Genomic DNA, 15,994 nt, shown 5'->3' on the forward strand with positions numbered 1-15,994 from the left:
TCCTCATCATCGGCGGTGGCCAGGCAGGACTCGCCGCCGGGTACCACCTGCACCGACTGGCCCGGGATCGCGACCGGGGACGGTCCGACCACGCTCCGAGCTTCGCGATCATCGACGCCGCGGACCGCCCCGGTGGTTCCTGGCCGGAGTACTGGGACACCCTGGAGCTATTCTCCCCCGCCTCCTTCAGCTCCCTGCCCGGGTTCCCCATGCCCACCTGGCGGGAGGAGGGCAACCCCTCGGCTACCCATGTGGTGGAGTACCTGACCGAGTACGAACAGCGGTACGACCTCCCGGTGCACCGCAGCGTCACGGCCCGGGATGTCCAGGCCACACCGGACGGCAGCGGGTTCGCCACGGACACGGACCGAGGCACCTGGACCTCCCGGGTGGTCATCAGCGCCACCGGCTCCTGGGGACGGCCGTTCATGCCCTGGCTGCCCGGTGCCGCAGACTTCGCCGGGCGCCAACTGCACACCGTGGACTACCGCACCGCATCGGAGTTCACCGGTCAGGAGGTGGTCGTGGTGGGCGGCGGGAACTCCGGGGCGCAGATCGCCGCTGACCTGATCCCCTCGGCGGCCTCCGTCCGATGGGTCACCTCACGACCGCCCCGGTTCCTCCCGGACGAGGTGGACGGCCGAGCCCTGTTCGAACTGGCCACCCGCCGCGTCCGGGCGTTGTCCTCGAACGAGGACACTCATGCCGGTGTGGGCTCCCTGGGTGACATCGTTGCCGTCCCGCCCGTGCGCCGTGCCCGGGATGCCGGCCTGCTGACAGCCGAGCCGATGTTCTCCCGCTTCACTGCCGACGGCGTGCAGTGGCCGGACGGTGGAACCGCCCGGGCGGACACCGTCCTATGGTGCACCGGGTTCCGCCCGGACCTGCGGCACCTGCGCGGCCTGCAGCTCACGCAGGAGGGCCGAGTGCCCCGCACGGATCCGCGCCTGCCCTCCCGGTCGGTGGACCACCCCGGACTGTTCTTCCTGGGCTACGGTGACTGGTGCGGACCCGCCTCCGCCACCCTGATCGGCGTGGGTGCCCCGGCCCGATCCACGGTGGCGGCCGCGAACCAGCACCTGCAGACCCATACCCCCTAGGGGTACTTGACCAGCTACCCCCTAGGGGGTATATAACTGAGTGCATGACCACTGAAGCCATCACGCCCGAGGCCCCGGCCGCCGTCGGGAATGAGCCTGTTGAGCACACCCACCACGGGTACTCGCCGCGCAAGGACGAGTACCTGAAGCGACTGCGCCGCGTGGAGGGTCAGGTCCGCGGGATTGCCCGGATGGTGGATGAGGATACCTACTGCATCGACGTGCTGACGCAGGTTGCCGCCGCCACCAAGGCCCTGCACGCGGTGAGCATGGGTCTGCTGGAGGACCACCTGAACCACTGTGTGGCGGACGCCGCCCAGCAGGCGCAGGACTCCGGGGACCCCGAGCTGATCCAGGCCAAGGTCGCCGAGGCCTCCGCGGCCATCGCGCGGCTGCTACGCTGACCCACTGACCCGTCGCTCCGGCGCGGACGTGGGCCCGGCAGATACCCCTACCCCGTATACCTATCCATACCGAACACCCCAGGAGAACACCATGACCACCACCCAGATCCAGATCGACGGCATGACCTGCGGCCACTGCGTCGCCTCCGTGACCGAGGAGCTCTCCGAGCTACCCGGCGTGAGCGACGTCCAAGTGGACCTCGTGGCCGGTGGCACCTCCACCGCCACCATCACCTCCGAGGGCCAGCCCGCACCGGAGGACCTGGAGGCCGCGGTGAAGGAAGCCGGCTACTCGATCGCCGGCCTCACCCTGGCCTGACAGGCTCGCCCGCCGGCCCCCACCCCAATCCCACCCAGCCCCGCCCGCCGATCCAGAAGCAGTGGCGACCATCCGCCGCGATGCCCACCACTGCTTCTGGCTCGGCGCCGGGAGCCCCCCCTCACTTCCCCACCACTGACGAAGGACTCACCGTGGACCCCCGCGACAGCACCCCCACCGCACCACCGGACACCGCCACCCGGCGCGTGGACCTCGACATCGAGGGCATGACCTGCGCCTCCTGCGTGGGACGGGTGGAGCGCAAGCTGGGCAAGCTCGAGGGCGTCACGGCCTCCGTCAACCTGCCGCTGAACTCCGCCGCCGTCACCGTCCCGGAGGGCATCTCCGACGAGGACCTGCTCGCCGCCGTGGACAAGGCCGGCTACACCGCTCGCGTGCGCCGCAGCTCCGGCTCTGCCCAACAGAGCCACCACCACGACGACGGCCACGTACCGCACGCACACGCCTCGCCCCACACAGGGCACGGCAGCGAGGACGGCGGCCACGGTGACCACGAGGGTCACGAGGATCATGCCGACCACGACAACCACATGGACCACGGCCCGTCCGAGGACGTGCTCAAGCCCCGGCTGATCGGCGCGGCCGTCCTGGTGGTCCCGCTGTTCCTGATCTCCATGGTCCCGGCCCTGCAGTTCCCGCACTGGGGCTGGGTGGCGTTCGGGCTGTCCATCCCGCTGGTGTTCTGGGCGGCGTGGCCGTTCCACCGGGCGGCGTTCAAGGCGGCGCGGCACGGCGCCTCCACCATGGACACCCTGGTCTCGATCGGCGTGCTGGCGGCGTTCTTCTACTCCGCAGTCGAGCTGTTCCTGGATCCGGGCATGACCGCCCACGCCGGCGCCGGGATGGACATGTCCTCCATGGACGACCACCAGCTCTACTTCGAGACCGCCGGCGTGATCACCACCTTCCTGCTGCTCGGACGCTGGCTGGAGGCCCGCGCCAAGAAGCAGGCCGGGCAGGCCCTGAAGTCCTTGCTGGAGCTGGGCGCCAAGACTGCCACCGTCCTGCGGGACGGCCAGGAGGTCACCGTGCCCGCCAGCCAGCTGGTCCCGGGCGATGAGTTCATCGTGCGCCCCGGGGAGAAGGTCGCCACGGACGGGGTGATCCTGGACGGGCATTCCGCCGTGGACACCTCCCTGATCACGGGCGAGTCCGTCCCGGAGGAGGTCGGCCCGGAGGACACCGTCACCGGTGCCACGGTCAACACCTCCGGCCGCCTGCTGGTCCGGGCCACGCGCACCGGCGAGGACACCACCCTGGCGCAGATGGGCCGGCTGGTCTCGGACGCGCAGACCGGCAAGGCCCCCATCGCCCGCCTGGCCGACCGCATCTCCGCGGTGTTCGTCCCCATCGTCCTGGTCATCGCCGTGCTGACGTTCGCCCTGTGGATGGTCTTCTCCGGCGGCGACTTCGACTCCGCCATCCGCGCCGCCGTGGCCGTGCTGGTCATCGCCTGCCCGTGCGCCCTCGGCCTGGCCACTCCGGTCGGCCTGCTCGCCGGCACCGGCCGCGCCTCCCAGCTGGGCATCCTGATCCGCGGTCCCGAGGTTCTGGAGGACACCCGCACCGTGGACACGATCGTGCTGGACAAGACCGGCACCGTCACCGAGGGCGTCATGTCCGTCAGCGCCGTCACCGTGCTGGACAGCTCCCTCACCGAGTCCGAGCTGCTGCGCCTGGCCGCGGCGGTGGAGGCCGGATCCGAGCACCCCATCGCCCGGGCGATCGTGGAGGCCGGACGCGAATCCCTGGTGAACACCTCAGCCACGTCCGCCTCCGCTGACTCCTCCCCACAGGGCCTTCCCGACGTCGGCTCCCCCACCTCCCTGCCCCCGGTCACCGGGTTCTCCTCCTCGGCAGGCGGCGGGGTGACCGGTCAGGTGGACGGACACTCCGTGGCCGCCGGGCGTTCCAGCTTCATCGCCGAGCAGCTGAGCTCCGGGGCACTGGACGCCGAGCAGGAGCGGGCTCTGGCCGAGGCGGAGGCCGCCGGCGCCACCGCCATCTGGGTGTCCGTGGACGGTGTGCTGGCCGGGATCATCTCCCTGCAGGACACCGTGAAGGACACCTCCGCGCGCGCCATCGCCCGGTTCCGTGAGCTGGGGCTGCGCCCGATCCTGCTGACCGGAGACAATGCCGCCGTGGCCGCCCAGGTGGCGGACGTCGTCGGGATAGCCCGGGAGGATGTCTTCGCCGGGGTGCGCCCCGAGCAGAAGGTGGACAAGGTCAAGGAGCTGCAGGCCGCCGGGCGCGTGGTGGCCATGGTGGGCGACGGCGTGAACGACGCCCCCGCGCTGGCGCAGGCCGACCTGGGGATCGCCATGGGATCGGGCACTGATGTGGCTCGTGAGGCCGCGGACATCACCGTCATGGGGTCCTCGCTGGGCCAGGTGGTGCAGTCGGTGGAGCTGAGCCGCAAGACGCTGAGCATCATCAAGACGAACCTGTTCTGGGCGTTCGCGTACAACACGCTGGGCATCCCGGTGGCCGCGCTGGGCTTCCTGAACCCGATGATCGCCGGCGCCGCCATGGCCGCCAGTTCGGTGCTCGTGGTGCTCAACTCGCTGCGCCTGACCCGCTTCGCCCGGTGAGGTGAGGTGAGGTGATGGTGGTGCGGGGTGGCCGGTGCGGAGTGCTCGGCCCCGCCCGGCCCCTCTGAGTGCCGCAGCCGCGATCTGTGTTCCACCGTTCGTCGGTCTGACCGACTGAGTTGCACTGTTCGTCGAGAATCACCCCGAATCTCGACGAACAGTGCAACTCAGCACGCGGAACCGACGAGGTCTGTCACAGGGATCTCCGCTGGCTCCGCCCTACCCCTCGCCCAGCCGTCCGCGCAGCCGCTCGCGCATGTCGGTGCTGGCCTGGTTCAGGCCCACCACCTCCACGGTCTTGCCGTAGCGGGCGTACTTCTCGGTGATCGCATCCAGGGCGGCCACGGTGGAGGCGTCCCACACGTGCGAGCCGGACAGGTCGATCACCACCCGGGCAGGGTCCTCGGTGTACTCGAACTGCGTGTAGAGGTCGTTCGAGGAGGCGAAGAACAGTTCCCCGTCCACCGTGTAGGTGACGGTGCCCTCGCCCCCGTCAGCACCACCGCCCACCTCACGCCGCACCGTCACGAAGTGCGCCACCCGCCGGGCGAACAGCACCATGGCGGTCAGCACGCCCAGCCCCACACCCACCGCCAGGTTGTGCGTGACCACCGTGCCGGCCACGGTCACCAGCATCACCACGGTCTCGGAGATCGGCATGGCCCGCAGGGTGGACGGGCGGATGGAGTGCCAGTCGAAGGTGGCCCAGGAGACGAACACCATGACGGCCACCAGCGCGGCCATCGGGATGGTGGACACCACGTCGCTGAGCGCCACGGCGAGCACCATCAGCAGCGCGCCGGCCATGAACGTGGAGATCCGGGTGCGCGCCCCGGAGGCCTTCACGTTGATCATGGTCTGCCCGATCATCGCGCAGCCGCCCATCCCGCCGAACAGCCCGGCCAGCACGTTCGCCCCGCCCTGCCCCAGCGACTCCCGGGTCTTGTCCGAGCGCGTGTCCGTGACGTCGTCCACCAGCTTGGCGGTCAGCAGCGACTCCAGCAGCCCCACCAGTGCCATCGCCAGGGCGTACGGGAAGATCACCTGCAGCGTCTCCCAGGTGTACGGCACCTCCGGGATGAGGAACGCGGGCAGCGAGCTGGGCAGCTCCCCCTTGTCCCCCACGGTAGGGACCTGGGCATGCACGACGACGGCCACCAGGGTCACCACGATGATCCCCACCAGCGGGGCCGGGACGGCAGTGGTCAGACGCGGGAAGAGGAAGATGACCGCCAGTCCCAGTGCGGTCAGGGGGTAGACGAGCCAGGGGACCCCGATCAGGTCCGGCAGCTGGGCGATGAAGATCAGGATGGCCAGCGAGTTCACGAACCCGGTCATCACCGAGCGGGGGATGAACCGCATCAGCTTGGCCACGCCGGCCAGTCCGAGCACCACCTGCAGGAGCCCGGCCAGGATGACCGTGGCGAAGAGGTACTGCACGCCGTGGGAGGCCACCACCGGTGCGATCACCAGGGCCGTGGCCGCGGTGGCCGCCGAGATCATGGCCGGGCGGCCGCCCAGGAACGCGATCGAGATGGCCATGACAGAAGCAGCGTAGAGACCGATGGCCGGATCCACACCGGCGATCAGGGCGAAGGCGATGGCCTCGGGGATCAGCGCGAGCGCGACCACCAGCCCGGCGAGCACCTCGGTCTTGAGCCAGCGCGGGGTCTTCAGGGTGCGCAGCACGGACTGGCGCTGCTCCGGTGTGACGTGTTCGGCGGCGTCGGCCAGGTTCTGCCGGACCTCGGGGTGGTTCGGCGGAACGGTGGCCGGAGTGGAGGCGGAGTGCGGTGAGGCGGGCATGGCTGTCCCCTGAGAGCTGCGGCGGATGACGCGGTCACTCTAGCCCGTGCGGGGGTGAGGCGGTGTCCGGCGATCCCTGATGCGGCCTTCGCCGATCCGGTGATCTGAGTTGCAGTGCTCGTCGCCGCCGCGTTCTGAGGTGCACGTCTTGATGGTTCTGGGGCCGCTGAGCGACGAACCGTGCAACCCATCCAGTGATCTGGACAGGATGTGCAACAGGGATCACGCAGGGCTCGGCGCCGCCGGCGTCCACCCTGCAGCCCGAGCGCATGTCGACCAGCCGTTGTCCGGCCAGGAACCGTTCAGCGACCGTCAGTAGGCTGAAGTCCATGAAGCACGCTGCAGACCACCCCCCGTTCAGCGCCGACGACACTCCCCTGCCCGCGCAGGCCCAGACCCCGGACCACGCCGAGGCAGCCGCCCCGCAGGCCTCCTGGCCGCAGCCCGTTCAGACCGGCCCGGACCAGGTCAGCTACCGGATCCGGGTCAACGCCCCCGCCCAGCAGCTGTGGGAGCTGCTGGCCGACCCCCACCGGCATCACGAGGTGGACGGCTCCGGCACCGTGAAGTCCCAGGTGGAGGGCCCACGCCAGCTGGCGGTCGGGGACCAGTTCTCGGTGCACATGCGCAAGTACCGCATTCCGTACACCATGAAGCTCACCACCACCGCCTCCCAGCCCGGAGAGCTGATCGAGTGGGCGCACCCCGGCGGGCACCGCTGGCGGTGGGAGTTCCAGGACAACGGCGACGGCACCACGGACGTCACCGAGACCTTCGACTACTCCTGGGCCCAGCCCGTGGTCGGCAAGGCCTACGAGCTGCTGCGCCTGGACCGGGAGAACGGCAATGGCATCCGGTCCTCCCTGACCCGGCTGGCCGGCCGGTACCTCTAGGGCCGATACCCCTGGGGCCGGATTGCCAGCGCCTTCACAGCGGCGGCCAAGTCCATGAACAGGTCGGCTCCCTACAGTGGGAAGCACCTCATCAAGGTGCGAGTGATGACAGGAAGAGGCCCCGGGCCCGGCAGTTTGCGTCCCCCTCACGCAGCCGGATCACCCGGGGTCTCGTCATGCCCGCTGTGGCAGTCCCTTCCCGTTCCCACCAGCGGTGGGCACGGGGCAGATCAGGCTTCCGGGCTGGCCGAGTAGTCCAGGACCACGCGGCCGTCGATCTTGCCGTGCTGCATCTCGTCGAAGATCGCATTGATGTCCTCGATCGGACGCTTGGTGTAGGTCGGGTGGATCTTGCCGGCGGCATAGAACTCCAAGGCCTCCACCATGTCCTGCCGCGTACCGACGATCGAACCGCGGATCGTCAGGCCCTTCAGCACGATGTCGAAGATGGGGGCGGGGAAGTCTCCCGGGGGCAGGCCGTTGAACACGATGGTCCCTCCACGGCGGGTCATCGAGATCGCCTGACCGAAGGCTTTCGGGTGAACTGCTGTGACCAGCACGCCATGGGCACCGCCGATCTTCTCCTGGATCTCCACGGACGGCTCCGCCACATTGGCGTTCACCACGATCTCGGCCCCGTGCCTCTGGGCCAGGGCCAGCTTGTCATCGGCCACATCCACAGCCACCACTCGCATGCCCATGGCCACCGCGTACTGGACGGCGATATGCCCCAGGCCGCCGATGCCGGAGATGACGACCCATTGCCCGGGCCGGACCTCCGTCTGCTTCAGGCCCTTGTAGACGGTCACGCCGGCACACAGCACCGGGCCGACCTCGTACGGGTCCGAACCTTCGGGCAGTACCGGGGCGTACTTGGCATCCACGATCATGTACTCGCCGAAGGAGCCGTCCACCGCGTAGCCGCCATTCTGCTGTGATTCACACAGGGTCTCCCAGCCGGTACGGCAGTACTCGCAGCTCCCGCAGGCGCTCCACAGCCAGGCGTTGCCCACCATCTGTCCTTCGGAGAGCTCGGTGACACCCTCCCCGATCTTCTCGACGATGCCCACGCCCTCGTGGCCGGGGACGAACGGAGGGGACGGCTTGACGGGCCAGTCCCCGGTGGCGGCGTGCAGGTCCGTGTGGCAGACCCCCGAGGAGATCAGCTTGACCAGGGCCTGGCCCGGTCCCGGCTCGGGGATGGGAACCTGCTTCACCGCCAGGTCCTGGTTGAAGCTCTCAACGACTGCTGCCTTCATGGTTGACATGGGTACTCCTTGGTCATGTTGGTCATGGGTGTGTTGATCAGAATGGACGTGCTTAAGGGCTTGAGGGCGCGTTTGCCCGCTCCGGTGACCCGTCATGCTTCTGGGCGCGCGGATCCGGAGTTGCGGTGATTGTGACCGGCCCGGGACGCGAGCAGCACGTCCGGGCCGGCATCGGAAGACGGCCTAGAAGAAGCCCTGCTTGTCCTCTGAGTAGGAGACCAGTAGGTTCTTGGTCTGCTGGTAGTGGTCCAGCATCATCTTGTGGTTCTCCCTGCCGATGCCGGAGGACTTGTAGCCGCCGAACGCCGAGTGCGCCGGGTAGGCGTGGTACTGGTTGACCCACACCCGGCCCGCCTGGATGGTGCGGCCGGCACGGTAGGCGGTATTGCCGTTGCGGGACCAGACCCCTGCTCCCAGACCGTAGAGCGTGTCATTGGCGATCGTCATGGCGTCATCGAAGTCGGAGAACGTGGCCACGGAGACCACCGGACCGAAGATCTCTTCCTGGAAGACCCGCATGGAGTTGTGGCCGCGGAAGATCGTCGGCTGCACGTAGTAGCCCCCGGCCAGGTCGCCCTCGAGGTGGGCCTGTTCTCCGCCGAGCAGCACCTCGGCCCCCTCCTGGCGGCCGATGTCCAGGTAGGACTTGATCTTCTCCAGCTGGTCGTTGGAGGCCTGGGCTCCCATCATGGTCTCGGTGTCCAGCGGGTTGCCCTGCTTGATGGCCCGCGTGCGTTCCACCACGGCGTCCAGGAACCGGTCCGCGATGGACTCCTGGACCAGGGCACGGGACGGGCAGGTGCAGACCTCTCCCTGGTTCAGGGCGAACATGGTGAAGCCCTCCTGCGCCTTGTCCCAGTACGCGTCATCCGCGGCCATGACGTCCTCGAAGAAGATGTTCGGGGACTTGCCGCCCAGTTCGAGCGTCACCGGGATGAGGTTCTCGGAGGCGTACTGCATGATCAGCCGGCCCGTGGTGGTCTCACCGGTGAAGGCGATCTTGCGGATCCGCTTGTTGGACGCCAGCGGCTTGCCGGCCTCGAGCCCGAAGCCGTTGACGATGTTCAGCACGCCGGCCGGCAGCAGGTCGCCGATCAGTTCGGCCAGCACCAGAATCGAGGCCGGGGTCTGCTCCGCGGGCTTGAGCACCACGGCGTTGCCGGCCGCCAGGGCCGGGGCGAGCTTCCACGTGGCCATGAGGATGGGGAAGTTCCACGGGATGATCTGGCCCACCACGCCGAGGGGCTCGTGGTAGTGGTACGCCACCGTATCCTCGTCGAGCTGGGACAGAGAGCCCTCCTGCGCCCGGATGGTGCCTGCGAAGTAGCGGAAGTGGTCGATCGCGAGCGGGATGTCCGCGTTCAGGGTCTCCCGCACGGCCTTGCCGTTGTCCCACGTCTCGGCGACGGCCAGCATCTCGAGGTTCTGCTCCATACGGTCGGCGATCTTGTTGAGGATCGCCGCCCGCTCGGCCGGCGATGTCCTGCCCCAGGCCGGGGCTGCGGCGTGGGCGGCGTCCAGGGCGGCCTCGATGTCCTCCGGCGTGCCGCGCCCGACCTCGGTGAAGGACTTGCCGGTGACCGGGCTGGGGTTCTCGAAGTACTGGCCCTTGACGGGAGCCACCCACTCACCACCGATGTAGTGCTCATAGCGGGGCTTGAAGGTCACCGCGGAACCGTCGGTTCCCGGGTTGGCGTAGATGGTCATGTCAGCTCCTGGAATGCGGGGATGGATGGACTGATGCTGTGATCTTAGTCACATTTACGTTGCATCCACGTTGCACCTCCGCGCGGCCCTACACTCGGGCCCTCAGCGCGCCTCAGCCTCGAGACGTTCCACGGTGGAGACCGCCAGGGCCCGGCGCGGGGAGTCCACGGGCAGCATCTTCAGGGCTGTCATCCACAACTCGAGGTCACCGACCGCCTCGGGGCGCGCCAGGTAGGTCCACAGGTCCTCGATTTCGGCGTCCTCCAGCACCGCCTCCCGCAGGGCGAGGTTCAACTGATGGCGGATCTCGACGATGCCGGGCGCCGCGGACCGGGGCAGCACCGACCCTGCGGCATGGCCCAACGCGGCGCTCACCTCACCCCGGCGCAGGGCCTCCCGCGCCAGCACAGCGTCCGTGGCCAGCGCGCCCTCCAACCGATAGGGCCGAGCCCGGAGCGTCACCCCAGGCACGCCGGCCTCGAGGGCTCGCCGGAGCCGGTGCACCTCGGCACGGAGGGTGGTGCCGGCGTCGTAGCCGTAGACGAGCTCTTCCAGCTCGGCGCCGTCCAACCCGGCTCCATGCCAGGTGAGCAGCGTCAGGATCTCGGCGTGCTTGCCGGGGATCTCCCGCCACGCACCGTCCGAGCCCGCCAACCGCGGCGGAAGGCCACCGGTGACGTGCAGGATGCTCCCGCGGACCGGGGCCGGCACGGGCGACGGGAGAAGGCGTTCCTGCCAGGCCGAATGCACCGCCTCGGCGGCGGCCTTCAGCAGGGGCAGGGCCAGCGGGGAGATGGCCTCGTCCCCACCGGTCAGGTCGATCACCCCGACGATGCGGCCGTCAGCCGGGTCGCGCAGGGGAACCGCCGAGCAGCTCCAGGGATGCACCACGGGATTGAAGTGCTCGGCCCGGCTCACCTGCACGGGCCGGCCGGAGTAGAGCGCCGTCCCGGGGGCAGAGGTGCCCATGGAGGCCTCGGACCAGTCAGCGCCCGGGACGAAACCCATGGCGTCGGCGCGCCGGCGGGCCTGGTCATCGCCCTCGACCCACAGCAGGTGCCCCTCCGCGTTCCCCACCGCGACGATCAGATTGGCATCCGCGGCGGGCTCCACGAGGAGCCGGCGGATGATGGGCAGCACCGGCGCCAGCGGGTGGCCCTGGCGCACCTCCCGCAGATCCGAGTCCGTGACCAGACGAGGCTCCAGGGGCTTTCCGAGGCCACCGTGCACCACCAACGAACGACGCCAGGACTCGGCGACCTCGGCACGGATCTGACCGAGCATCCCGCGGTGATCCGGCCCCGCCAGCTCGCCCCGCGCCCGCTCGACGACGCGCTGATAGGCCGCGCCGGACAAGTGCCCGGACAGGGACAGGGTCACCGCGCGTCCATCAGGCGGGACCGGATGAGGAAGCGCTTGCCTTCTGGCGCCTCCACCGAGAAGCCCGAGCCACGGCCGTCGACCACGTCCAGGGTCAGGTGGGTGTGCTTCCAGTAGTCGAACTGCTCGCGGCTCATCCAGAACGGCAGCTCCGTACCTTCGGGCAGGACGAACGTCCCCAGCAGGATGTCCGCTCCCCCGGTCTTGAAGTCACCGGCGGGGAAGCACATCGGCGAGGATCCATCACAGCAGCCGCCGGACTGGTGGAACATCAGCGGGCCGTGGACCTGCTGGAGCGAGCCGATCAGGTCCAGTGCGGCCTGGGTCATGCCGACGCGGGACACGGCCTCCCCGTCGATCTCAGGGCGGGCGTCCAGCACCGAGCTGAAATCGACCGTGCCGGTGGAACGATCCGTGGCATCTACTGCAGTGCGGGTGGATTCCGTGGACGGGGACGTCATGGCGCAACCTCCTGGCTGTGGCGGTGCATCCACAGTAACCCCAGGCGTGGCCCACGTCACTACCGGCGGCCTGCCCTGCGAGGCGCGGAGGGCTCTCCTGCTCAGTAGGCCTTGACCCGCTGGTCCACGATCAGGTGGATGAGCGCGAACGTGCCGTCCTCGTCGATGGCCTTGAGGGCCTTCTCCACGGCGGCGGGGACATCGGCGTCCTGCTCCACGCGCACGCCGAACCCGCCGAAGGCCTCGGCCATCTTGGCGAAATCCGGGTTCTTCAGCTGTGTGCCGGAGACCCGTCCGGGGTAGTCGCGCTCCTGGTGGGTGCGGATGGTGCCGTACTCCTGGTTGTCCATGACCACCACGAGCGGAGTGGCCCCGTACTGGGTGGCGGTGGCCAGCTCCTGGCCGTTCATCAGGAACTCGCCGTCACCGGCGATGGTCACCACCACGCGGTCCGGGTAGTTCAGCGAGGCGGCCACGGCCGAGGGCACCGAGTAGCCCATGGAGCCGTTGCGCGCGGAGATCATGGACGCGTAGGACTCCGTGGGGAAGTACCGGTGCGCCCAGTTGGTGTGCTCGCCGGCACCCAGGGTGATCATCGAGTCGTGCGGCAGGGCCGGGATCAGGTTCGCCATCAGGGTGTCCATCCGGGCCTGGCCCTCGGCGGGCTCGGCGGAGGGCAGCTCGGCGAACTTCACCTGCTCTCCGCGCATCTTCGCGGTCCACTCCTTCCAGGAGTCCTTGACCGGCATGTCCATGCGCACCAGATCCCGCACGAACACGTCCGGCTTCGCCACGATCTGGTAGGACACCGGACCGGAACGTCCGCGCAGGGAGGGGTCGATGGTAACCAGGAAGTTCTTCTTGTCCCAGTTCTGCCGGATCTTGAACCCGTCCGTGACCACATCGCCCGGGACGGTGCCCACGAAGACGATCAGGTCGGTCTCCTCGAGCAGGTCGTAGGTGGGCTTGGGGCGGCCGTAGCCGATCGGCCCCACGTAGGAGGGAGAGCTGAAGGGCACAGTGCCCTCGGTGCGCCACTCGGCAGCGGCGGGGATGTGGTGGTCCTCCAGCCACTTGGTGAAGGTCTCAGCGCCCTCACGGGTCCAGTCGTTGCCACCGGTGATGAACAGTGGCTTCTCCGACTCCAGCAGCGCCTCGTTCAGCGCCTTCCAGTCGTTCACGGTCATGCCGCCGGGGGCCACCGGGATCTGCGGGTGGACGGTGGAGTCGATCTGCTCCTTGATGACGTCCTCGGGCAGACCCACGATCACCGGTCCAGGGCGTCCGGAGGAAGCGGCGAACATGGCCTCGGCCACCACCTCGGAGGCGCGGCTGGCGTGGTCCAGGACCATCACGCGCTTGGCGCCGGAGTCGAACCAGGCGTGCGGGTCGAACTCCTGGAAGGCTTCCTTGTCCCGGTGCTCGAACGGGATCAGTCCCACGAACAGCACCATGGCGGTGGAGTCCTGCCAGGCGGTGTGCAGACCCACATGGGCGTTGGCCGCACCGGGCCCACGGGTGACCATGGCGATGCCCGGCACCGGGTTCATCTTGCCGTCGGCCTCGGCCATGTACGCGGCCCCGCCCTCGTGACGGCAGATCACGTTCTCGATCGAGGAGTTGTGCAGGCCGTCCAGCACATCCAGGTAGCTCTCGCCAGGCACGGTGTAGACCCGCTGCACCCCGTGGGCCTCCAGCGTGTCCACGATGACGTGGCCGGCGGACTTCGTGGCGGTGGACTGGTGATCGGTGCCCATCAAGACTTCCTCACGGTCGGTGACGCACAGCGGCGTCCTGCAGGATCCACGCGGCGACGCTGCCGGTGGTGCCCAGGTGTACCGGGCGGCAGATGCTGGGGTTCAAAATACCGCAGGCCACTGTTACCGCCGAGTCCTCGGTTCCATATGACGAAACCTCGCTGGACGACGGCGTGCCGACGCCGCGCCCTGGTTGATCAGGAGCATGCAGGACTACAGTGATGACTACACCACCGCGCTTCCAGGGAGGCCGCCATGCTCGCCCCACACCTCGCCGCACAGCTCCACGAGGCCACCCGACTGATCAACACCGCCGCCGGCCCGCGCGGCGGTCAGTACCGCCCCGATCAGCTGGACACGGCGGCGTCCCTCTCCCGGCAGTTCCCCGAGCGGCAGCTCGCCTCAGCCACCACCCAGACCCTGCAGCAGATCCACACCCTGCGCGAGGACCTCACCGCCCTGTGGGGCCAGGTGGCCGCCGGCGTCCAGCCCGCTGTGGTGCAGGACCATCTCAACGCCCTGGTCGAGTCCCTCGGGCCGGTGCGGCTGCAGCTGGAGCAGCCAGAGGAGTCCACACAGGCAGGGCCCGACGACGCCACACCGGCAGGTGCCCGAGCGGCGGCTCGGTGGGTGCTCGGCGAGTCCACCGGGCCGGCGGCCGACCGCTTCGCCCGGGAGCTGGTGATGGCGGTGGCCGAGACAGCCGTGGCCGGAGAGCTGCACCGGCTCAAGGTCTGCGCCGGGACGGACTGCGCCAACGCGGTGGTGGACGCCACCCGCAACCAGTCCAAACAGTTCTGCGACGAGGCCAACTGCGCCAACCGCACCCACGTGCGCGCCTACCGGGAACGTCAGGCCGCCGGCGAGGCACCGACCTCCACAGCCACCACCCCCAGCGCAGCACCCGCCACCACTGACCCGGCCCCCTCCTCCGGCGCGGCGAAGGACTCCGGGGAGTCGCCGTCGTCGGGAATCTCCAAGAAGATCCGCAAGCTCTCCGCACGCCTGCAGGACCCGGAGCTGTCCAAGAAGGACCGCAAGAAGGTGGTCAAGAAGTTCAAGAAACTGCGCAAGCAGCTCAAGGGCTCCGCCGATGTGGAGCTGCTGGAGCGGCTGGCGCCGGACGTCAAGAAGTAGCCCACAGCGGGTCCGGGCCGCCTTGGCGGATAGGCTCGAAGCGCACTATCTCCACCCTCTCCAGCCACCCGAGGACCCCGCCGTGAGCACTCCCCTGACCCCGTCCGCGCCCCAGCAGTTCAGCACCTCTCCCGGGCAGAAGATCGACCCGGTCCTGGCCCGGTCCTGGCTGCTGGTCAACGCTGTGCAGCCGGAGCGGTTCGCCGCGGCTGAGGAGTCCGAGGCGGACATCGTGATCCTGGACATCGAGGATGCGGTGGCCCCCAAGGACAAGGACGCCGCGCGTGACCACGCCGTGCAGTGGCTCAACGGCGGGCACAGCGCCTGGGTCCGGCTGAACGGCTACGGCACCAAGTGGTGGGAGGACGACGTCGCCGCGCTCGCCCAGACCCTGCCCCAGTCCGTGGGCGGACCCCTGGCCCAGGGCGGTCTGGCCGGCGTGGTGCTGGCCATGGTCGAGTCCACCGACCACGTCAACGAGACCGCCGCCCGCCTGCCCGGCATCCCTGTGGTGGCGCTGGTGGAGACCGCCCGCGGGCTGCAGCGCATCAACTCGATCGCCGCCGCCAAGGGCACCTACCGCCTGGCGTTCGGCATCGGCGACTTCCGCCGCGACACCGGGTTCGGGGAGTCCCCCGCCGCCCTGGCCTACGCCCGCAGCAAGTTCACCATCGCCGCCAAGGCCACCGGGCTGCCCGGCGCGATCGACGGCCCCACCGTGGGCACCACCGGTGTGAAGCTGGCCGAGGCCACCGCCGTGACCGCCGAGTTCGGCATGACCGGCAAGCTCTGCCTGACCCCGGAGCAGTGCGGGGCGATCAACGAGGGTCTGAGCCCCTCCCAGGACGAGATCACCTGGGCCCACGAGTTCCTCGACGACTTCGAGGCCGACGGCGGCGTCATCCGCAACGGCTCCGACCTGCCCCGCAAGGCCCGCGCCACCAAGATCCTGACCCTGGCCGAGGCCTTCGGGGTCCGCTGGCTGCACGAGGACGACGACGACCACGCCCCCGCCCCGTCCGACACCTTCCACTACTGATCCTCCCCTTTCGGATCACGTGCGCAGAAGATCGTGCGGCGCGCCGAGCCGAAACCGAGTTGGCGCGCACGTGATCCGGAGGGGCGGGCAGCCCGTAGGCTGGTGCCGTGA

The 15,994-nt window shown here is 69.4% G+C and carries 13 protein-coding genes; 7 read left to right on the forward strand and 6 right to left on the reverse strand.

Annotated features, from left to right (window positions below; all coding sequences use genetic code 11):
- Positions 1–5: 5 nt before the first annotated feature.
- The 4 genes from BM355_RS10715 to BM355_RS10730 all read left to right on the forward strand — a co-directional run bounded on the left by BM355_RS10715 (position 6) and on the right by BM355_RS10730 (position 4,435).
- A complete protein-coding gene (locus BM355_RS10715) occupies positions 6–1,100 on the forward strand; it encodes an ArsO family NAD(P)H-dependent flavin-containing monooxygenase (protein ID WP_342715293.1) in 1,095 nt (364 codons plus the stop codon).
- Between the two features lie 44 nt (positions 1,101–1,144).
- Positions 1,145–1,504 (forward strand): metal-sensitive transcriptional regulator, encoded by a 360-nt coding sequence (locus BM355_RS10720; protein WP_091698327.1) that lies wholly within the window; start codon positions 1,145–1,147, stop codon positions 1,502–1,504.
- Between the two features lie 91 nt (positions 1,505–1,595).
- Positions 1,596–1,823 carry a heavy-metal-associated domain-containing protein gene (locus BM355_RS10725; RefSeq protein WP_091698329.1) on the forward strand — a complete coding sequence of 76 codons (228 nt, stop codon included), beginning with the start codon at positions 1,596–1,598 and terminating at the stop codon, positions 1,821–1,823.
- An 80-nt stretch (positions 1,824–1,903) separates the two neighbouring features.
- Positions 1,904–4,435, forward strand: coding sequence for a heavy metal translocating P-type ATPase (locus BM355_RS10730; RefSeq protein WP_091698331.1), 2,532 nt, complete (start codon positions 1,904–1,906; stop codon positions 4,433–4,435).
- Positions 4,436–4,654: 219 nt separating this feature from the next.
- Here the strand turns inward: BM355_RS10730 and BM355_RS10735 are convergent, their stop codons facing one another.
- A complete protein-coding gene (locus tag BM355_RS10735) occupies positions 4,655–6,241 on the reverse strand; it encodes a SulP family inorganic anion transporter (protein WP_091698333.1) in 1,587 nt (528 codons plus the stop codon).
- A gap of 329 nt (positions 6,242–6,570) precedes the next feature.
- Here BM355_RS10735 and BM355_RS10740 point away from each other — a divergent pair, with 329 nt between their 5' ends.
- Positions 6,571–7,134: an SRPBCC family protein gene (locus tag BM355_RS10740; protein WP_091698336.1), complete on the forward strand. Its 564-nt coding sequence runs from the start codon at positions 6,571–6,573 to the stop codon at positions 7,132–7,134.
- Positions 7,135–7,364: 230 nt separating this feature from the next.
- Here the strand turns inward: BM355_RS10740 and adhP are convergent, their stop codons facing one another.
- The 5 genes from adhP to BM355_RS10765 all read right to left on the reverse strand — a co-directional run bounded on the left by adhP (position 7,365) and on the right by BM355_RS10765 (position 13,707).
- Positions 7,365–8,402, reverse strand: a complete 1,038-nt coding sequence (adhP, locus tag BM355_RS10745; RefSeq protein WP_091698339.1) for an alcohol dehydrogenase AdhP — start codon at positions 8,400–8,402, stop codon at positions 7,365–7,367.
- Positions 8,403–8,585: 183 nt separating this feature from the next.
- Positions 8,586–10,109, reverse strand: a complete 1,524-nt coding sequence (adh, locus tag BM355_RS10750) for an aldehyde dehydrogenase (RefSeq protein ID WP_091698341.1) — start codon at positions 10,107–10,109, stop codon at positions 8,586–8,588.
- A 102-nt stretch (positions 10,110–10,211) separates the two neighbouring features.
- Positions 10,212–11,489 (reverse strand): helix-turn-helix domain-containing protein, encoded by a 1,278-nt coding sequence (locus tag BM355_RS10755; protein ID WP_245760752.1) that lies wholly within the window; start codon positions 11,487–11,489, stop codon positions 10,212–10,214.
- A complete protein-coding gene (locus tag BM355_RS10760) occupies positions 11,486–11,818 on the reverse strand; it encodes a DUF779 domain-containing protein (RefSeq protein ID WP_236558200.1) in 333 nt (110 codons plus the stop codon). Before BM355_RS10760 ends, BM355_RS10755 begins: the two co-directional genes overlap by 4 nt.
- Positions 11,819–12,051: 233 nt before the next feature.
- Entirely contained in the window at positions 12,052–13,707 is a 1,656-nt protein-coding gene (locus BM355_RS10765; protein WP_091698346.1) for a thiamine pyrophosphate-dependent enzyme, read from the reverse strand.
- Positions 13,708–13,962: 255 nt separating this feature from the next.
- Here BM355_RS10765 and BM355_RS10770 point away from each other — a divergent pair, with 255 nt between their 5' ends.
- Both BM355_RS10770 and BM355_RS10775 read left to right on the forward strand, forming a co-directional pair.
- Complete coding sequence (locus BM355_RS10770; protein ID WP_091698348.1) at positions 13,963–14,844, forward strand: CGNR zinc finger domain-containing protein; 882 nt, start codon at positions 13,963–13,965, stop codon at positions 14,842–14,844.
- Positions 14,845–14,926: 82 nt separating this feature from the next.
- The gene (locus BM355_RS10775; protein ID WP_374785975.1) at positions 14,927–15,883 is read left to right on the forward strand and encodes an HpcH/HpaI aldolase/citrate lyase family protein; all 957 of its coding nucleotides are present in this window, start codon (positions 14,927–14,929) and stop codon (positions 15,881–15,883) included.
- Positions 15,884–15,994: the final 111 nt, after the last annotated feature.

Source organism: Micrococcus terreus (assembly GCF_900116905.1).
GTDB lineage: Bacteria > Actinomycetota > Actinomycetes > Actinomycetales > Micrococcaceae > Citricoccus > Citricoccus terreus.

What these genes read in the sequence shown, in the direction of transcription:
- BM355_RS10720 (WP_091698327.1), top strand. Translation starts at nt 1,145, where the DNA reads ATGACCACTGAAGCCATCACGCCCGAGGCCCCGGCCGCCGTCGGGAAT.
- BM355_RS10725 (WP_091698329.1), top strand. Translation starts at nt 1,596, where the DNA reads ATGACCACCACCCAGATCCAGATCGACGGCATGACCTGCGGCCACTGC.
- BM355_RS10730 (WP_091698331.1), top strand. Translation starts at nt 1,904, where the DNA reads ATGCCCACCACTGCTTCTGGCTCGGCGCCGGGAGCCCCCCCTCACTTC.
- BM355_RS10735 (WP_091698333.1), bottom strand. Translation starts at nt 6,241, where the DNA reads ATGCCCGCCTCACCGCACTCCGCCTCCACTCCGGCCACCGTTCCGCCG.
- BM355_RS10740 (WP_091698336.1), top strand. Translation starts at nt 6,571, where the DNA reads ATGAAGCACGCTGCAGACCACCCCCCGTTCAGCGCCGACGACACTCCC.
- adhP (WP_091698339.1), bottom strand. Translation starts at nt 8,402, where the DNA reads ATGTCAACCATGAAGGCAGCAGTCGTTGAGAGCTTCAACCAGGACCTG.
- adh (WP_091698341.1), bottom strand. Translation starts at nt 10,109, where the DNA reads ATGACCATCTACGCCAACCCGGGAACCGACGGTTCCGCGGTGACCTTC.
- BM355_RS10760 (WP_236558200.1), bottom strand. Translation starts at nt 11,818, where the DNA reads ATGACCCAGGCCGCACTGGACCTGATCGGCTCGCTCCAGCAGGTCCAC.
- BM355_RS10765 (WP_091698346.1), bottom strand. Translation starts at nt 13,707, where the DNA reads ATGGGCACCGATCACCAGTCCACCGCCACGAAGTCCGCCGGCCACGTC.
- BM355_RS10770 (WP_091698348.1), top strand. Translation starts at nt 13,963, where the DNA reads ATGCTCGCCCCACACCTCGCCGCACAGCTCCACGAGGCCACCCGACTG.